Annotated in this window: 17 protein-coding genes; 8 read left to right on the top strand and 9 right to left on the bottom strand. The window is 41.9% G+C overall.

Annotated elements, in window-relative coordinates:
• Positions 1-716: 716 nt before the first annotated feature.
• From pgaA to AAC854_RS17400, 8 genes are all read left to right on the top strand, one after another.
• Positions 717-3,236: a poly-beta-1,6 N-acetyl-D-glucosamine export porin PgaA gene (pgaA, locus tag AAC854_RS17435; protein ID WP_340618234.1), complete on the top strand. Its 2,520-nt coding sequence runs from the start codon at positions 717-719 to the stop codon at positions 3,234-3,236.
• Between the two features lie 41 nt (positions 3,237-3,277).
• Positions 3,278-5,284, top strand: coding sequence for a poly-beta-1,6-N-acetyl-D-glucosamine N-deacetylase PgaB (gene pgaB, locus AAC854_RS17430; protein ID WP_422824101.1), 2,007 nt, complete (start codon positions 3,278-3,280; stop codon positions 5,282-5,284).
• The gene (gene pgaC, locus AAC854_RS17425) at positions 5,277-6,608 is read left to right on the top strand and encodes a poly-beta-1,6-N-acetyl-D-glucosamine synthase (protein ID WP_340618232.1); all 1,332 of its coding nucleotides are present in this window, start codon (positions 5,277-5,279) and stop codon (positions 6,606-6,608) included. The genes pgaB and pgaC overlap by 8 nt, the downstream gene beginning before the upstream one ends.
• Positions 6,605-7,024 carry a poly-beta-1,6-N-acetyl-D-glucosamine biosynthesis protein PgaD gene (gene pgaD / locus AAC854_RS17420; protein ID WP_340618231.1) on the top strand — a complete coding sequence of 140 codons (420 nt, stop codon included), beginning with the start codon at positions 6,605-6,607 and terminating at the stop codon, positions 7,022-7,024. Before pgaC ends, pgaD begins: the two co-directional genes overlap by 4 nt.
• Before the next feature lie 200 nt (positions 7,025-7,224).
• Complete coding sequence (gene yfiR, locus AAC854_RS17415; protein WP_340618230.1) at positions 7,225-7,815, top strand: regulatory sequestration protein YfiR; 591 nt, start codon at positions 7,225-7,227, stop codon at positions 7,813-7,815.
• A gap of 5 nt (positions 7,816-7,820) precedes the next feature.
• Positions 7,821-9,083 (top strand): diguanylate cyclase DgcN/YfiN, encoded by a 1,263-nt coding sequence (dgcN, locus tag AAC854_RS17410; protein WP_340618229.1) that lies wholly within the window; start codon positions 7,821-7,823, stop codon positions 9,081-9,083.
• On the top strand, positions 9,080-9,466 hold the full coding sequence (locus AAC854_RS17405; protein WP_340618228.1) for an OmpA family protein: 387 nt from the start codon (positions 9,080-9,082) through the stop codon (positions 9,464-9,466). Before dgcN ends, AAC854_RS17405 begins: the two co-directional genes overlap by 4 nt.
• A 318-nt stretch (positions 9,467-9,784) precedes the next feature.
• Positions 9,785-10,780, top strand: a complete 996-nt coding sequence (locus AAC854_RS17400; protein ID WP_340618227.1) for a cyclic diguanylate phosphodiesterase — start codon at positions 9,785-9,787, stop codon at positions 10,778-10,780.
• A gap of 107 nt (positions 10,781-10,887) precedes the next feature.
• Here AAC854_RS17400 and AAC854_RS17395 read toward each other — a convergent pair whose 3' ends face one another.
• From AAC854_RS17395 to AAC854_RS17355, 9 genes are all read right to left on the bottom strand, one after another.
• Positions 10,888-12,129 carry a type II toxin-antitoxin system HipA family toxin gene (locus AAC854_RS17395; RefSeq protein ID WP_340618226.1) on the bottom strand — a complete coding sequence of 414 codons (1,242 nt, stop codon included), beginning with the start codon at positions 12,127-12,129 and terminating at the stop codon, positions 10,888-10,890.
• Entirely contained in the window at positions 12,122-12,397 is a 276-nt protein-coding gene (locus tag AAC854_RS17390; protein ID WP_340618225.1) for a helix-turn-helix domain-containing protein, read from the bottom strand. Before AAC854_RS17390 ends, AAC854_RS17395 begins: the two co-directional genes overlap by 8 nt.
• 136 nt (positions 12,398-12,533) lie before the next feature.
• Positions 12,534-12,998 carry a hypothetical protein gene (locus AAC854_RS17385; RefSeq protein WP_340618224.1) on the bottom strand — a complete coding sequence of 155 codons (465 nt, stop codon included), beginning with the start codon at positions 12,996-12,998 and terminating at the stop codon, positions 12,534-12,536.
• Positions 12,999-13,399: 401 nt separating this feature from the next.
• Positions 13,400-13,675 carry a PAAR domain-containing protein gene (locus AAC854_RS17380; RefSeq protein ID WP_047961356.1) on the bottom strand — a complete coding sequence of 92 codons (276 nt, stop codon included), beginning with the start codon at positions 13,673-13,675 and terminating at the stop codon, positions 13,400-13,402.
• A 137-nt stretch (positions 13,676-13,812) separates the two neighbouring features.
• Positions 13,813-14,007, bottom strand: coding sequence for a helix-turn-helix domain-containing protein (locus tag AAC854_RS17375; RefSeq protein ID WP_340618223.1), 195 nt, complete (start codon positions 14,005-14,007; stop codon positions 13,813-13,815).
• A 309-nt stretch (positions 14,008-14,316) separates the two neighbouring features.
• A complete protein-coding gene (locus tag AAC854_RS17370; protein ID WP_340618222.1) occupies positions 14,317-15,576 on the bottom strand; it encodes a PTS ascorbate transporter subunit IIC in 1,260 nt (419 codons plus the stop codon).
• A gap of 12 nt (positions 15,577-15,588) precedes the next feature.
• Positions 15,589-15,876, bottom strand: a complete 288-nt coding sequence (locus AAC854_RS17365; RefSeq protein ID WP_340618221.1) for a PTS sugar transporter subunit IIB — start codon at positions 15,874-15,876, stop codon at positions 15,589-15,591.
• 30 nt (positions 15,877-15,906) lie between these two features.
• Positions 15,907-16,350 carry a PTS sugar transporter subunit IIA gene (locus tag AAC854_RS17360; protein WP_340618220.1) on the bottom strand — a complete coding sequence of 148 codons (444 nt, stop codon included), beginning with the start codon at positions 16,348-16,350 and terminating at the stop codon, positions 15,907-15,909.
• A 234-nt stretch (positions 16,351-16,584) separates the two neighbouring features.
• A complete protein-coding gene (locus AAC854_RS17355) occupies positions 16,585-17,724 on the bottom strand; it encodes a hypothetical protein (RefSeq protein ID WP_340618219.1) in 1,140 nt (379 codons plus the stop codon).
• Positions 17,725-18,198: the final 474 nt, after the last annotated feature.

Raw genomic sequence — 18,198 nt, 5'->3', positions numbered from 1 at the left:
TATGTGGCAGCTCATCAAAAGAGTTAAGATTTTCTTGAATGCCGCTTCAGCAAATAGTTGGAAAGGAATAGGAAATATGAAATTCTCATAATTATGAAAAGTTATATATCTATACCCAATGAGATAAAAACAGAACTTAATTTCAAAAACAATCATAAAACGACGAACAATCCATATTAAAAAAACCAAAACAAGCCAATGAAATTAATATTATTAACTTATTCTTTAATGAAAAATGAATTAATAAAAATATTCACATCACGGTAATAAACCTTTATTAACATGAATTCAAATCAGAAAAACAAGCTAACAAAATGATTTATTTTACTTTGTACTGAAATAGTTATGAAAAACATTCACACTCAGGGTAAGTATTTTTTATTGAAAAAATAAAAATCAACTCAATTTATTAAATAAATCTTTTGAAATCACACAAGAAAAAAACACAAAACCCATTGATATAAAAGAAAAAAATAACATAACACTTCAGGAATATACCTATGGTTTATTATTTTACGAAAGTATAATTCCATATAAAAATCAAACAGATGAAATTATTTTTATAAAATTTCCCATTGATATCAATTCACACAGTACGTATTATTTCGCCTCTTCAAAAATGAAGAACCCAAAAATTTTTCCTAATCGAAATTTAATATCACTTCATCTGGTTCTGCTGTTTGTAAAATTAATAAACAGTATAAAAAGGGGATGCCGTGTCATATCTTTATTTCCGGCCGATGGGCTATCACAGATATCGGTATAAGCTATTGTCGTTATTTATCTCACTAGGTTGTTTAATAACAACAGAAACTGCACAAGCAGGTTACGATGCTTTAATTCAACAGGCCAGAAATGGCAATACCATCCCCATGCTGGAATATATTCGTCAGGAAGAAAAACAACACCCTCTTTCCTCCTCACAAATTACCGATTGGTTACAAGTTGCAAGTTGGGCTGGGTATGACGAGGAAGTCATTTCTCTCTGGCAACGTTACCGTTCAATGGCTATACCTGCGAGAGGTATGACTGCCGTTGCGCGAGCTTATCGCAACCAACGCCAATGGCCGCAAGCAATTCAGCTATGGCGCACAGCTTTGGCTTCCGAGGCGCAAAACCGTGACATAAAAGCGGGTCTGATTATGACGCTCGCCGATGCCAAACAGGATAAGGAAGCCCGGCGTCTGGCAAAAGATTTACTGGCACATCAACCCAATGCTGCCAATTACCGCCTGATGGCCTATGTCGATCAGGCCGCCGGTCGTACATGGGATGCCATGCAAATGCTCTCTATCGCCCATGAGCAGTTTCCCGATAATAAAGAAGTTACGCTGGACTACCTGTTTAGCTTAAAAAACAATCGGGTCAGTACTCCGGCATGGCACTTAGGACAACAACATTTCACACCATTAGCCCAAGAACAACGAGTAACCCATAAACAACTGCGCAGGCTGGAAGCCGATGCAGCCGCCGAATTAGTTCGCCTGTCAATCATCCCCAATCGCAGCGAAAAAGAACGGTTTGATCTCGCTGATAAAGCACTTGCACGCTACGAGCATATGCTCAACCAGTGGCATGCTCTGCCTGATGCTCAGCAAGATTATCAACAGGCCCGGATTGATCGTCTTGGTGCTTTACTCGCTCGCTATCGGATGCAGGACGTGATCGATGAATATCAGAGCTTGCAGAAACAAGCCGATCAAACGGAAGGGATGAATATCCCAGAATATGCGCAGAAATGGGTGGCTTCCGCCTATCTGAATCTGCGCCAGCCTGATAAAGCCCGAGAAATTTTGCGTTACCTGAACTATTCCAACCGGAATATTCCGACGCTTGGTAAATCATCATGGGACCATATCCCCCCGGAAGATGATATCGCCCTTTTCTATGCTGATGTGGAAAGCGAACATCTCGATCAGGCACAGCAGCTTGCTGCCCACATCAAGCATCGCAACGCTTATAAGGTCAATGTTTTTGGCTCCCCTATTCCTGTACCTAATGACAGTTGGCTACAAGGACAGCAATTTTTGGCAGAATCAGCGCGATTACGTGAAGATTTACCTGAGGCCGAAAAACGTTTTACCCATTTAGCCCGCACAGCTCCCGGCAATCAGAAACTGCGGGTAGATTTAGCGGCTATCTGGCTGGATCGCGGCTGGCCGCACCGCGCAGAAAGTGAACTGAAACAAATTGAAGGGCTGGACCCCCGCAACCTGTCCCTGGAAATTCAACAAGGTTATACCGCTCTCGCTTTGCAGGAATGGCACCAAATGGATTTACTGGCTGATGATGTCATTACCCGCGCACCTGAGAATATGCTGGCTAAACGTTTTAACCGGCTGCGCAATGTGCATCACATGTCAGAATTGCGTATCAGATTCACTCAGGGCATCGATTCCGATAGTCCGAAAAGTGGCAGACACAATTCAGATATTGACGCGGTAGTTTATAGCCCGCCCATTGATGATAATTGGCGTTTGTTTGCCGGTGGTGCCTACAGTCGCAGCCAGTTTTCAGATGGCCGGGGTTTGCACCATGATTGGCGCGGCGGTGTGGAATGGCGTTCACGGGATTTTTGGTTTGAAGGCGATATTTCTGCACATAACTATCGTCATGGTGGAAAAATAGGCTTACGCATTGCGGGGTGGCATGATTTCAATGACCAATGGCGTTTGGGCGGTTCAGCAGAACGCCTTGCCCGCAACACGCCCTTGCACGCATTGAGTAAGAATATTCACGCCAATGGCGGGCAAATTTATACTCGCTGGAGATACAGCGAACGCAGCCAATGGACTGCACGTTTTGCGCCTTCATTCTTCTCCGATGGCAATCATCGGCTTGAATACGGCATTGACGGCCTTCAACGCCTCTATACCAAACCTTACTTTAAGCTTGATGCGATGTTGGAGCTCAGTACTTCACAGAACAGCCGTCATCAGGATGCACCTTATTTCAATCCTAAACACGATTTTACGCTTCTGCCTCAACTGGAGGCCGATCACATCATCTATCGGCATTACCAAACTGTCTGGAGCCAGCAATTTGTGGCGGGTATCGGGCAATATTGGCAGCAGAATCATGACAATGGGCTGATCACAGTGCTGGGATATGGTCAACGCATTAAATGGAATGATGTCCTTGATGCAGGCGTGAGGATCACGCTGGATAAACGTCCTTATGACGGTAAACGAGAAAGTAACCTGCAAGCTGCTTTTGATCTAATCTATCGGTTCTAAAGGATTCTTTTATGATACACAACGCATTTCGCCATTGGTTGATGATATTGACACTGCTCATTAGCCTGTTCATTCCTCAACTCCACGTGATGGCATACGCAGAAAAGCCTGACTTCGTCCCACCAGCGCAACGTCCCCTTGCCATGAATGAACGCCCCTGGCCACAAAATGGTTTCGTTGTTCTGGCTTACCATGATGTTGAAGATGATGGTGCAGACCAGCGTTTTATGTCCGTTCGTACCAGCGCATTGAACAATCAATTTGCCTGGTTGCGGGAAAATGGCTACCAGCCTGTTACCGTCGATCAAATTCTCATCGCTAATCAAGGAGGAACTCCCTTACCGCCCAAAGCGGTATTACTGACTTTCGATGATGGTTACAGCAGTTTTTACCATCGCGTTTTTCCTTTGCTTAAAGCCTATAACTGGCCGGCAATTCTGGCACCTGTCGGGATTTGGGTTGATGCGCCAGACGGAAAGCCGGTCAATTTTGGCGGCTTGATGGTGCCACGGGAACGTTTCACCACATGGAAACAAGTTGCCGAAATGTCCCGCTCTGGTTTAGTGGAAATCGCTTCCCATACCTATCAACATCATTATGGGGCTGTCGGCAATCCACAAGGAAATACGGAGCCTGCCGCAGCCATCCGTATTTACGATCCGAAAACAGGCAAATATGAAAGTGATCACGCTTTTCGCCAGCGGATGGAGAAGGATATCGCAACTATCACTCAAAGGATCGTAACCGCCACTGGCAAGCAGCCGCGCGTTTGGGTTTGGCCTTATGGCATGGACAGCGGCGTTACACTGGAGATAGCCAAACGCCATGGTTACAAGATGGCACTGACACTGGACGACGGGCTGGCGAACGTCAATAATCTTGATAACGTTCCACGTATATTGCTCACCAATAATCCTTCCCTGAAAGAATTTGCCGAGCAGGTCATTCAGGTACAAAACAAACCGATCTTACGGATTGTCCATATTGATCTGGACTACGTTTATGATCCTGACCCCATTCAACAGGCAAGCAATCTCGACGAACTGGTACAACGCATTGCCGATCTCCGCGTCAATACCGTTTTCCTGCAAGCCTTTGCCGACCCTAAAGGCGATGGCAATGTGCGTGAGCTTTATTTCCCTAATCGCTGGTTGCCAATGCGAGCAGATTTATTTAACCGCGTCTCCTGGCAGCTCCACAGCCGATTGAACATCAATGTTTACGCATGGATGCCAGTTCTGGCATTTGAACTGGACCCTTCACTCCCGCGCGTCATGAGTTATGACGAAAGTCATAACAAGCTGTTTATCAATCCCACACAATACCGCCGCTTGTCTCCCTATAACCCGGACAATCGCCAGCAGATCAAAGAGATTTATCAGGACTTGGCTGCCCACGCTATTTTTCAGGGTATTTTGTATCACGATGATGCCGTCATGTCAGATTTTGAAGACGCCAGCCCGGATGCCATCAAAGCTTATCAAGCTGCGGGCTTACCTGCGTCCATCGCAGCCATTCGCCAAAATCCTGAACATTTCGCTCGCTGGACTCGTTTCAAAAGCCAATATCTGATTGATTTTACCCATGAGCTAACACGGGAGCTCAAGTCGATACAGGGTTATCAGATCAAAACCGCCCGCAATATTTTTGCCCTGCCGATACTGGAACCCGACAGCGAAGAGTGGTTTGCCCAAAATCTGGATGATTTCCTCACTCATTACGATTGGGTTGCACCGATGGCAATGCCATTGATGGAAAATGTACCGCTATCAAAAAGTAATCAGTGGCTGTCCCGCTTGGTGAAAACCATTGCGAAACACCCACAGGCTCTGGATAAAACCGTCTTTGAACTCCAATCCGTAGATTGGCACAAGCCGATGGATAAAAGAGCAATACCCGGACATCAATTAGCAGAATGGATGCGCCAATTACAGCTTAATGGCGCCCAGAATTTTGGTTATTACCCGGATGACTTTCTCAATAATCAACCAGAAATGAACAAGGTTCGCCCTTTTATTTCTCCTGAATGGTATCCACTTAATGATTGATCGAATTCTTGCTTTTATCGTGCTTTGCATTGTCTTGAGTATTCCCCTTGGCATTGCCGTGGCTTTTACCGGTGAAGTCATGCTGAACTTTGTCTTTTTTTGGCCATTATTTATGTCTGCTATTTGGATTTCTGGCGGCATTTATTTTTGGCTCTATCGGGAAAGGCATTGGAAATTTTTTGATAAAGAAGCGCCGTCTCTTAATGGCGATCCTCTGATTTCCATTCTGATCCCCTGCTATAACGAAGGGCCGAATGTTCGCGAGACATTGCTGGCAGCATTGAACCAGCGCTATCCCAATATTGAAGTGATCGCAATTAATGATGGCTCAACAGACAGCACCGCTGATGAACTCAATGCCATGGCAAAACAGCATCAAGCCTTGCGAGTTATACACCTGAAACAGAATCAGGGAAAAGCAACCGCACTTCAGGCAGGCGCAGCGGCGGCTAAGAGTGATTATCTAGTCTGCATTGATGGCGATGCCCTGCTGGATCAGGATGCCGCCGTCTGGCTGGTCAAACCCATAATCGATCACCCCCGCGTTGGCGCTGTTACGGGCAATCCCCGCGTTCGCACCCGATCCACTTTAGTTGGACGCGTTCAGGTTGGGGAGTTTTCCTCCATCATTGGCCTGATCAAACGTACCCAACGGGTTTATGGTCAAGTATTTACTGTCTCTGGCGTCGTTGCAGCCTTTAACCGCAGGGCGCTTGCTGATGTTGGCTACTGGAGTAATGACATGATCACGGAAGATATTGATGTGAGTTGGAAACTCCAATTGCACCATTGGGCTGTATTTTTTGAACCCCGTGCCATCTGCTGGATTCTGATGCCTGAAACACTAAGGGGATTATGGAAGCAACGGCTACGTTGGGCACAAGGTGGAGCTGAAGTTTTTCTGAAAAATCTACGTAAATTATGGTCATGGAAATATCGTCGCATGTGGGTGTTATTTGCGGAATTTTGCTGTTCCGTTATCTGGTCATTTACGTTTGCCCTTTCTATCATCTTATTTTTCCTCGGTATGTTCTTCACATTACCGGAAAATATTCGTGTCTATACGCTATTTCCGCCCGGATATACGGGTTTGATACTGGCAATCACCTGCCTGATTCAATTTACGGTCAGTTTGGTCATTGAACGACGCTATGAAAAACACGTTGCATCATCGCTTTTCTGGGTGATTTGGTATCCGTTGGTCTATTGGATGCTGAATCTTTTTACGACACTGGTATCTTTTCCCAAAGTGATGCTCATGGTACGCAGAAAACGTGCCCGCTGGGAAAGCCCTGATCGGGGAATAGAGAGAATCGAATCATGAAAAATCCACTGATTTTTACTGAACAAAGATTATTGCCTCACCTGATTGATATTTTGCTGACCATTCTGGCCTGGGGCGGTTTTATCTATTTATTCATGCTGGGATTACTTAATGTCTCCTATAACGTCCCCAGACCTTTTGCTTCAATATTCACTTTAGAAATAGGGATAATCGCTCTTTATATCGCTATTGCTGTATTTAACGCGCTCTTACTCATCGGCTGGGCAAAATATAATCAACAGCGCTTTAAAATAGAACGCCGTCAACATCGCCCTACTCTCACTCACACAGAAGTGGCAAAAAGTCTTACTTTGGAACAAAAATTATTAGATGTCTTAAGGCAAAGCAAAGTTTCCAGTATCACTTATGACAATCATGGACATATAATAGGTATCAATAAAAAACCATCAACATAGAGATAGCAATCTATTAATAACCAAAGATATTATACCTTTTAGTTATTAACTTAACGCCAAATACAGTGTTTGGTTAACAATAGATTTCACAGCCTGTCTCAACGGGTGCTACTAATGCCATGATGGGACAGGCTCTTACTTTGTTAATAATTTCAACACTATTATTTAGACGATATGAAAGGCAAATACTGGAACTCGTTATGCAAATGATTGAAAGGACTCATCATCTTTGTAAACGTATTGTTTTTAAACATTGTGTTTCCAGATTATTTCTACGGGTGCTGACGACCTTGTTCTTAATTAACGTAATATGTAATTCAGTAGCAATGGCTATGCCTGAGGTCAATGAGAGAATCAATGAAAATGTTGCACGGGTAGTTTCTGGAATTATCAGCTATACACACTGGCCTGCAACACCGACGACGCTGCATTTATGTCTGGTTCCTCCGTCCAATTATATTAGCGAGTTAACTCACATTAATATGATTTCTGATTACACAGAATTACAAATAGAAACGCTGAATTTCAACGTAGGACAATTAATAGAAAAATGTGACATTATTTATTATGGTCTGGTCGACCCAAAGCTTCAACAGCAAGTAATTAGCCAGAAAAATGACAAACCCCTGCTTACGATTGCTGAAAATAACCCACATTGTGAAGCCGGTAGCGCATTTTGCCTCAACATAACCAGTACTCAGGCAACATTCGGCCTTAACCTTGATATTCTGGCGCGCAGCGGAGTACGCATAAATCCGAATGTCCTGCAATTGGCGCGTAAGGTGGAATAATCGGTATGAAAAAGCGCTATTCACTGATGTCATCACGCCCTACCTTACGTCAGGCCTTTCACAGGATCCACCTGACCATTACATTCATCATATTGTCGGTCGTGGGTTTATTCCTATCTTTATTGGCACTGCTTGCCATGCAAAAATATGCCGAAAATAGCCTGAAACTGACCTCCACGACTATCGCCCATACAGCGCAAGCTGCCGTGGTTTTTCAGGATAAAGCTGCCGCAACCGAAATATTAGAAATGATAGCGGTTCATAATGGTTTTACCGAGGCCAAAATTTTTGATGCCAAACAGCAAGTATTTGCCAGTTGGCAAGCAGATCAGGAATCCAGCACGGGTAATTTTAAAATGTTGGTCGAACGTTGGCTTTTTCCTGAACCTCTTATCCTGCCAATTTATCATCATCAACAAAAAGTAGGATCAGTCTGGTTAGTTGGGAACAGCGACCATATCATCCAATTTATTTATCAGGCCCTGTTGGTGCTGTTCGCCTGCCTGCTGTTCAGTGCCGTGATTTCCCTTTACCTCTCCTTACGCATGCACGATGGTATTGTCAGGGCATTGCAGAATATTACCCTCGTCGCCCATGACGTCCGTCAGCGGAGAGCATTTTCACGGCGAGTGCCTTCTGCCCACATTGCTGAACTGCATGAGTTAAGCCGGGTTTTTAACCACCTGCTCGAAGAACTGGAAGAGTGGCAACACCATTTGCAAACAGAAAAAGCGGTTTTGACCTGGCAGGCACAACATGATTCCCTGACCGGCTTACCAAACCGGGCCACCTTTGAACGCGTACTTTCAACCGTCATGAATGATAAGTTTATGTGCGAAAGTGCGGCGATCTTGTTTATCGATGGCAATAGACTTAAATATGTCAACGATATCTATGGACATGCAGCCGGTGATCACGTTCTTGTCACTATCGCAGCCACTTTAAAAAGGAGGGTAAGGAAAACAGATACCGTCGCCCGACTTGGCGGGGATGAATTTGCTATCTTACTGCCTTCCGCCGATTTGAAAGATGCGGAACGCATCGCAAAAAATATCATTCATGCCATGGACACCCCCATTCTTCTCCCTAACGGCCAACACCTGCGTATCACTCTCAGTATTGGTATTGCCTTATCCAACGGTGACTTAACAGCGGAACAACTTTTATCCGAAGCTGATGCAGCTATGTACCACATTAAACAACGAGGCGGCGGCTGGTATGCTGCTGATACAGCAAAGCTAAACTACCTATCAAGGAACTCATCATGAGTAAAAGCCGTTCTTTTATATTTATTTGTACATTCATCTGCACCCTTTTCCTCAGCGCCTGCCAGAATAACGGCAGACTGACAACAGCACAAATCGCCGCCCTTAAACAACAAGGGTTTCAACAAACCGATGAAGGCTGCTTATTTGGCATCCACCACGCACGCCTTGATGGTCATACTGACAACTATGGGGAAGTGAGCTACAACAATCAGTTATCTCTTAAACGCGCTAACACCGTTGCAGAGGCCTTGACACAGGGCGGTATGCAGCGTACTCATCTGACAACCCGTGGATTAGGGCCAGACCAGCCTATTGCTGATAACCGAAGCTCAAAAGGCCGGGCAGAAAACCGTCGGGTCGCCATTGTGATAACGGCGCCATAATAACGACACCATAAAGTAAACAAAATGAATTTAATACAGTGTTGTTTGTTACGAACCCCTCAGTAATATATTGATATAAAAAATAATAATTTGACCACGGCCACGGATGGCAGAAATATTTTGTCTATTTCAATCCTCTTCACACATTACGAAATTTTTTGCTCAATTCTCCACGTATAACCAAAATAGCTATTTCCTGTCTCTAATTTCTTCCTGTAACATAGCCGACACGGTTTTATCAAAAAAAGAACCGCCCTTTGTAAAGGGTAAGTTAATAAAAGTTTGCGCATTTAGATAACAAGTCTACTGTTGAGTTAAGTGCTTTACCAAAAAGGAGAAATGATGGGGCTGGATCTGAAATCATTCCGATCTTTGTATCGAATGTTCGTGATGTTATTCATCACCATCACTATCAGCACAGGTTTTATATTCTGGAGACTATTTTCCAATTATCAGGATAATATACAGCCAGATAGTAAATTAGAAAGTGTATTTATTTTACTATTTTTACTGACTCTTTTAGCTGCGGTGTTTTTTTATAAACACACCAAAACGATTACCATCCCAGAATATCGTTTGAAAAAAGCAATTCAAAACAAGCAGTTCATTCCCTATATACAACCCATTCTTTCCAGTGAAAACAATAAGATAATTGGATGTGAAATCCTTGTCCGCTGGCAGCATCCAACTCACGGGTTATTGGCGCCAAATAAATTTATTGCCCAAATTGAAAAATCAGATCTCATTATTCCTTTAACTCATCACCTAATCACCCAAGTACAAGATTACTTCGCACCTATCGCCCACCAATTACCTGAACACTTCAATTTTAATTTCAATATCAGCGCCAGACACTATAAAGATGCTCGTTTGGTCGATGATTGCCGGTATTTTCTTAACGCATTTCCGGAAGACTCAGTCAGGTTAATTTTAGAAATTACCGAGCGGGAATTATTAGAGCCGGACGCACAGACAATTAATCTATTCAATAAGTTGAATGAATTAGGTGTATTAATCGCACTGGATGATTTTGGTACAGGCTATTCTAATTACAATTATTTACAAAAATTTAATGTTAACTTAGTAAAAATTGGTCATAACTTTGTCAGCAAAATGAATACCGACATGATTTCAAAACATATCGTAGAGAATATCATTAACCTTGCCCTGCAATTAAATTTAGAAATTGTGGCAGAAGGCATTGAAAACCAGAAACAGCTAAATCAACTCAAAAACTATTCTGTCGATTATTTACAGGGGTACTATTTTGACCGCCCGATGCCGTTGGAAGAGTTTGTCAGGAAATGGTTATGACGGGGATTTCTCCTGCAAAAACAATCTTCCAATACTTTCAGTTTGCACAATACTGTCACTATGGTAACAATTTTTAATGATTTTTCGTCATTATTGATACTATTGTGTCAAATTTTCAGATCTGACCATTTCTGTTCCATATGCTGAGCAATGGTCGTCGCTAATGATTTATCAATCCCCAACTTATTGGCAATCGATTGAAAACGACGGGTTTCGTCATAAATTTCTTCGAGCATATTCAATAAAGGCGTAATGCCGGAGAACCCTGCCTGCCCGGCTAATTGCTCCAACGCTATAGAGGTAATCACTTTGCCATTGCCGTTAAACGAGGTCATATGTTCGTTATAAGGTGATGGCATATATACCACATCGTAAAATGGAGAAAGCTGCCAGTTGTCAGCATCATCAGCCAAATAAGCAAAATTTTTGGCGTGATCATCCTGATTAACGGTGAGATAGTTAAACAAAGCCCGCTTCACCAATTTTTGAGCTTCTTTTGCGCCACACAAGTGTCTCGTGGCTTTAACCAAATCAATATAATCCAAGGAGGGTTCTCTGAATGGCGCATCCAACAACCCACAAGCAGAAATCATGTGGTAGCGGCCTTGTACCGAGCAATCAAATCGCGTTTGCTGTAACCAAAAACGCCCATTTTTTGCATCCACTAACTCAAAATCAGGCACTTCAATCCCAACGTTTCTGGCCATTGTCATATAGGCGTATTCAACGAGACTTTCAGAATGCTTCAAAGAAAATCGATCAGACGTCAATTTAATAATCAGTTTTTCGCCAATAGCATCAGCATGGGTTGAGAATCGTCCATCAGCAGATTTTGTCACATTGAGTTTGGGGCGAGCGCCACCAGAGCCGCTGGCATCCATCAGAGAGTTAAGAAAATCAGATTGTGTGCCTTCAAATTCTTTAACTGCTTCTTTGCCAAGCGTAATGAGATCGATATCTCGCTTATTAGTATCGGTGAACGGCATTACAGGCTCGTAGTAAAGCGCGCCAGAACATCGCTCACCAATATAAGCAAGCCGTTCTAAGGCAGTTACCATTTTTGGATTGTAGCCATTTGTGCGAAACACACGATCCATTAAATACAGTCCCCAACCATCAGGCAGACTGTCGCCGAAAACTCCATGTAACCCATAATGAGGTTCTTTAGGCGCTTTTTGTAATGAGGTATCTGCTTTAATCAGAAAAGGAGAGAGTGATTTCGGATGAGTTACAAGATATGAATCATCATACTGAAAATAAACCCCCTCTTTATTCTCCGCCAATTGGCCTACAAGTACGCTGCTTCCATCAGAAAATCTTCTTTTAACATTCAGCGGAGTATTAAGCATTTTTCAATACCTCAGCAATCGTGGTGGGTTCTCGCTTACGTTCTTTAGTGAGTTCATGGAGTGACTGTAACTCACCAATTGCTTCCAATAACATAAGAAACTGCCGTAATGAGATATTACCTGTACGCTCAAATTTCCTAATGGTGCTATAGGGCACGCCGGAGCGTTTAGCTAAATCTTCGACGGACATTTTTTGTTGTTTACGTTGCCGCTTGATAAAATCTTTTAATTCATGCTGCACATCATAGGCAGTATAGAGAGAAAGCATGAGAATAGCCTCTGTTACTATTATGACAATAATATAGTAAATTCACGATAAAATTGCCACTATAGTAACATTTTTATATCAAGCTTAAGCTTACGAAAATAAAACCAACTATCCAAATCCTGAATGATATGAAAAATTAAATATAACACGCTGTTTTATTTGACGTTAATAAACTTCCGTGTTTATTCAGCATGATTGGCAATTTATGTAAAAACACATAACCATCATGTTGAAATTCAATCATAATTTTATTGGAAGAAGATATAAAAAAAGTATCGCCATCAAAAAAACAACCCGAATTTAACTTTAAGTAATTCCCAACAAACTCATCAATATGATTAACATCCATTAGATAGACGTGATCTTTTGTATAGGAATCTTCATTGACGATAAAAATATCACCGGAAAGGTATTTCCTGAAATTGATTAGACCCAGTATTTCTGAATCCTCCATCCTATCCCAATTGTCTATCTTACTCAAAAACTCAAACCTGCTTTCTTGTGCAAATCCGACGTAATTTAGTAATATCAATTCGCCACCAATAATAGGACGTAATATCAAATCAGCTTTATCCATTGTATATTTTTTATAGCTTTCCATACCACTTACCTTTGGCTTATTCCATATATTGATTAACAATACATAAAATAATCTGACCTTTCCACCTTATTTAAAGGCATTTTTGGCTTCATTTAAGCGCATAGAATTAGCTTTTCAAGAATAATCAAAATACTTTCACAAGATAATATCAGCTTACTATTTAAGAATAAGAAAAACTTGGCTTCAGGCTATGAATACTAATTATTTCCACTGTTCTTAACAAAGAATAGAGAACAAAAAAAACACTAATGGAAGTTATAAAGAATAATAACTTCCTCTTAGTGCTTTTTATCATTTTTGCCCTTCCGCCTCCATCATTGGCACAAATTCATGACCAGAAATTTTATGTAATTTCAATCAATTGAAAAGCGGGGTAAGTAGATGTTCTCAAGTTGAACTACCTAACTTTCATAGGTATCAGGAATGGAATGTATAAGCCCGGCATGACAAGGGCAGGTCGTCCGGCTATCCAACGTTCCCGCCAATTTTGTTCCTTTATCCAGAAAAGAAGCAACCCCTCCGACAATGGCATAATTTCCTGAATATCTGCCACAAGTCACAGTAGAACCTTCAATAGCTGCTTGTTTTCCATAAAATTTAATGTTGCTGGTTCCGGTAAGAATTGCACCGCCACACGTTGTTTTATCACCAACTGTCAGAAAATTTCCCTTTGCCATATTATTCCCTTCATTTTGATGTTTATTTAAAATAAGTCAGAATATTCCGACTCAGTTTTTTTCATCCTGAATCATTTTGCCTCTATCTATACTTATCCGACTTCGTCAATCAACAAACCAATGTCACCACTGAAATTTTACTGGCTTTTCGTTACAATATTTTCGGCCAGTGACATGTGGCTGACAGCATATTTCGCCTGCCATGCTTTGGGGTTGATCAAATAATGTTGCCGGAAACGCTTGGAAAAATGACTTGGGCTAGAATAACCCACTGCGACAGCGACTTCAATAACACTCATCCCTTTCTTCAATAAATCTTCAGCCGTGGTCAACGAGCGTTTTCCAGATATTGGTGGAAAGTACGGAAAACAACGGCACGAAATTCCTCTTTTAATTTCCGCTCATTCAAACCCACGGCTTTTGATAATTATTTTATTATCCAAGGTAATGATAATCACTGTTAATTATTTTAATTGCATTGTAGACAGCGCGGCGGTTAATTTGATAACAGAAGATAATTCCTGAGCTTCAATTTGGTCACGTTGATTCGCAGTGGGCTGGATACAATGCAAATAATGGCTTTGCTCAATCAGTTCAGACGCCGGGGGTATCGCGTTACGTTGCGTGAGCTTTGCCAAAATTCAGTGAGTCACAATAATACCCAATAAAATTCCCACCACCCCAAAATCAGCGTCGCTAAATGTGGTATTGGCAATACCGATGTTTCCTAATACCGGTAACAGGAATACGGGCAGAAAAGTGATTAACATGCCTTGTGTAAAAGCACCCAGTATCGCCCCTCTTTTTCCTCCCATCGCATTGCCAAAAACACCTGCGGTTGCACCAACAAAGAAATGCGGTACGACACCCGGAATAATGATCGTCATGTTCAGCAGGTAGAGAATAAACATGCCAGTGATACCGGCGGCAAAGCTACTCAAGAAACCAATCAGGACAGCATTAGGCGCATAAGGAAAAACGACAGGGCAATCCAATGCGGGTTTGGCATTTGGCACCAATTTATCAGAAACCCCCTTAAATGCCGGCACAATCTCGGCAATCACCATTCTGACACCTTGTAAGATGATATAAACTCCCGCCGCAAATGTGATGGATTGCATCACTGCAAACATGAAGCTATTTTTTCCACCACTGACTTGCCGGACAAAATCATCGCCAGCAAACAGGCAAGTGATGATAAAGATAATCGCCATGGTAAAAGAGATCGCAACAGGCGTATCACGCAGAAACAATAGACTTTTCGGTACGTTCATTTCTTCTGTGGAATGCGCTTTGTTCCCCAGTTTACTGCCGATAAAACCCGCCAGAACATAAGAAAGTGTCGAGAAATGCCCAAGCGCCACATCATCAGAGCCTGTGACTTTTTTCATGTAAGGGTGGATAATAGCGGGAAAAAAGACCATTGAAATCCCAACGACAAGCGAACCGATAACGACTAACGTCATCCCCTTTATTCCGGCTACTGACAGGATAACGGCCACCATCATCGACATAAATAAGGTATGGTGACCCGTCAGGAAAATAAATTTCCACGGTGTGAAACGAGCAATCAGTATATTGATAATCATGGCAAAAAACATGATCAACGCCATTTCTTTGCCAAAACTTTTCTGAGCGATCGATACAATCGCTTCATTATTGGGTATTACCCCCTGAATCCCAAAAGCATGTTGGAAGATAGTCGCGAATCCTCCCAACGCATTAACAACTAACCCCGCACCTGCCCCTAAAATGACAAACCCAAGAATCGTTTTTACTGTTCCGGTGATACATTCTGTTACCGGTTTTTTCTGAACGGCTAAACCAATCAGGGCGATCAATCCGACCAGAACAGCAGGCTCTGACAACACATCGTTCATCAGAAAGCGGAAGAAATCCATACTCGGCTCCAATTACAATTTACCCATCTCAGCTAATGCCGCAGACAAACGCACTCTCATCGCAGATTTATCCAACATATTTTCCAGCGCAATGATTTTCCTATCCGCATTCTGTATAACCAGTTGCTCAGCAATATCTTTCGTACCAACAAAAATATCACTCACGGCTCCTTTGGCTGATCCCAAATCAATATGTTCAACACTGGCTTCCACACCTAATTCTTGCAGGATATTTTTGATGCTCATTTCCATTATCAAGCTCGTGCCTAAACCATTACCGCAAACGACTGTAATTTTCATGATATTGCCCGCCATGTGAGGAGATATGGGTCAGTAACCTTGAACAATCGAAAAAATTTCGTCCCGGCTACTGGAATACATTAATTGATTGATTTCTCGTTGATCATCAAAAAGTTCAGCCAGCTCAGCAAGGACTTCAATGTGGCTGTTGCTGTTTGTTGTCGCGAATACGATTAATAATTTGATGGGATCATTACTTTCAGAGCCGAACGCAACGCCCTGATGAAATACGGTTAAACTTAAAGCAAGGCGATTGGCCCCCTGTTCGGGCCTTGCATGTGGGATTGCAATACCCGGACCAACGACGTAATACGGGCCAATTTCTTCATGGGAACGGTAAATGGCTTCAATATAGCTCGGTTCAATTGCGCCGTTATCAATCAGTGGCTGGCATGCGATCGCAATAGCTTCACACCAATCTTTTGCACAGGGAACCCATTGGATAACATCAGAAGTCAGTAAAGTTTTCAGCACTCAGTTTCCCTCAGCGAAATAGCCCAATGTATAAAAAGGATAGTCACTGAAAACCAAATGCACCGATGGAACGCGATAAAAAGCACAGTAATACGGGGTAAATCACATTTTGGTATGACACTGCCAAACTCTGAATGGCCTGAGTCCGGTAGAGTCCCAAACTCAGGCATAATTATCTTCTTAGTGCAATCCACCCAACTTTATGGGAATACTTTAAGTTAAGCAGGGTGCAGATCACTTCATCATTTCCCTATCTTTCAGATGAAACTGATTATAATTATCCATTTCAATCTGTATGGTGCCGGATTTATTCCCATAGGCATCGTAGAAAATAAAGCATGGTGCATTACTCGCTTCATTAGCCCAAAAATCCGCCGCGGGTGATTGGAAATATAACCTGCTGATATTAATGGTATCCGTGTGTGTTGTAGTGTGTATCATTACTTTTGGGTCTGTACTGTATGTTTCAACAGAAATTCCGCCACTGCCTAGCGAATGTGTGTGTTTCTTAGTCATAGCACCAACTTCAATGACCCTATCTTCTGCGTCCACGCCCCAAATAAACCAGAGATAGAGATCTTCTTGCTTCTCAAAAGAAGATTTATACGTAAGGTGAGCAAATCTACGGAAGTCCTTGCTTTTTCTATTATTATCTTCTGTTGTATTCCATATGGCTATATTACGCACAACGAACCCATTTTTAATGGCGAGATAGTGATTATTCTGAGACCATGATCTTGTAAAATCTTCCTCTTTGGTACTACTTCCCCCAACCCCATAGTAAGTCTCGATTTTTTCATGAACGTTGAATATACCTGAATTGACATTTTCGATTACACTCCAAACAAGATCTGCGGCACGATAGATGATCGGTGCATGACCAACAACAGAGATAGCTGAGCCGAACGCTTTACTCTCTGCTATATATGTTTTTCCGTCAAACGTAATCCGCGCACTTATCATGATTGCCTCTTCTTTCTTCGTCGTGACCCAATAGAGTTTGCGTTGGATAGTATCAGACTCTAATGTCCCGTTTGTTACTTCTTCATATAACGGGTCAGATACCTGTAAATTTTTAACGAAGGGAAACGTATGACTATAATTATTTTCAACAGAACTATATGACCAATTACCTGATAATGTTTCATTAGTAGCGTAGTTAATTAATTCAATACTATTTAACTGCTCATCGGACAAAATAATCGTATTATTAGTGCTATCGGCTGCCCTGATCTTAATAAGAATTCCACACTGCATGTTTTCGTTAGCATAGATATGATCTTGCTGGTTACCCGAGTACGACATTATATAAAATTTAGCTATTCTATTGTTTTTTTTCACTTGAAGATTATTATTTTGCTGTTGTAGGCTCATTGCAATATCCTCTACTACATAAAAAATTTAAATTAATTTTCATAAAATTTATTAGTTAAAGAGAAATTAATCCAATTTATGGATGCTTCAAATCATTGCCCAAGTCGTTACAAAAAATTGCAACTTAATTATGTTTATTATAGTCACTATTTCGCACAGCAAAGGGCATCTGATAGAAAGTTATCTTGAAGTTGCTGAACTTAATGTCTTAGGTAAGTCAGTGTAAAAACCAGGCTTGCAAAGATAGTGTTTTCAATACCAAATAACAAATTAATATCAAACAGTTAACAAATACACAGATGCCAGAAAAAATTAACCATTTTTTCGCTCAGGTTAGTTGCTGTATGTGATCTTTCTTCTATACTATATAACTTTTCAAAATGGTAGGAGTGTCAAAGAAACTCAGTCCAAATTTTGCGAGTTTTGATTTTCCAGAAACAAAAAGGCAAAAAAGAGGACTGAGTTATGCTTATC

The organism is Xenorhabdus entomophaga (assembly GCF_037996725.1).
GTDB classification, from domain to species: Bacteria; Pseudomonadota; Gammaproteobacteria; order Enterobacterales; family Enterobacteriaceae; genus Xenorhabdus; species Xenorhabdus khoisanae.
The sequence above is the reverse complement of the archived record's forward strand: the minus strand, read 5'-3'. Positions and strand labels throughout refer to the sequence as shown.

Coding starts and splice junctions, on each gene's coding strand:
- pgaB (WP_422824101.1), top strand. CDS start 3,278: ATGATATTGACACTGCTCATTAGCCTGTTCATTCCTCAACTCCACGTG.
- pgaC (WP_340618232.1), top strand. CDS start 5,277: ATGATTGATCGAATTCTTGCTTTTATCGTGCTTTGCATTGTCTTGAGT.
- pgaD (WP_340618231.1), top strand. CDS start 6,605: ATGAAAAATCCACTGATTTTTACTGAACAAAGATTATTGCCTCACCTG.
- yfiR (WP_340618230.1), top strand. CDS start 7,225: ATGCAAATGATTGAAAGGACTCATCATCTTTGTAAACGTATTGTTTTT.
- dgcN (WP_340618229.1), top strand. CDS start 7,821: ATGAAAAAGCGCTATTCACTGATGTCATCACGCCCTACCTTACGTCAG.
- AAC854_RS17405 (WP_340618228.1), top strand. CDS start 9,080: ATGAGTAAAAGCCGTTCTTTTATATTTATTTGTACATTCATCTGCACC.
- AAC854_RS17395 (WP_340618226.1), bottom strand. CDS start 12,129: ATGCTTAATACTCCGCTGAATGTTAAAAGAAGATTTTCTGATGGAAGC.
- AAC854_RS17390 (WP_340618225.1), bottom strand. CDS start 12,397: ATGCTTTCTCTCTATACTGCCTATGATGTGCAGCATGAATTAAAAGAT.
- AAC854_RS17385 (WP_340618224.1), bottom strand. CDS start 12,998: ATGGAAAGCTATAAAAAATATACAATGGATAAAGCTGATTTGATATTA.
- AAC854_RS17380 (WP_047961356.1), bottom strand. CDS start 13,675: ATGGCAAAGGGAAATTTTCTGACAGTTGGTGATAAAACAACGTGTGGC.
- AAC854_RS17370 (WP_340618222.1), bottom strand. CDS start 15,576: ATGGATTTCTTCCGCTTTCTGATGAACGATGTGTTGTCAGAGCCTGCT.
- AAC854_RS17365 (WP_340618221.1), bottom strand. CDS start 15,876: ATGAAAATTACAGTCGTTTGCGGTAATGGTTTAGGCACGAGCTTGATA.
- AAC854_RS17355 (WP_340618219.1), bottom strand. CDS start 17,724: ATGAGCCTACAACAGCAAAATAATAATCTTCAAGTGAAAAAAAACAAT.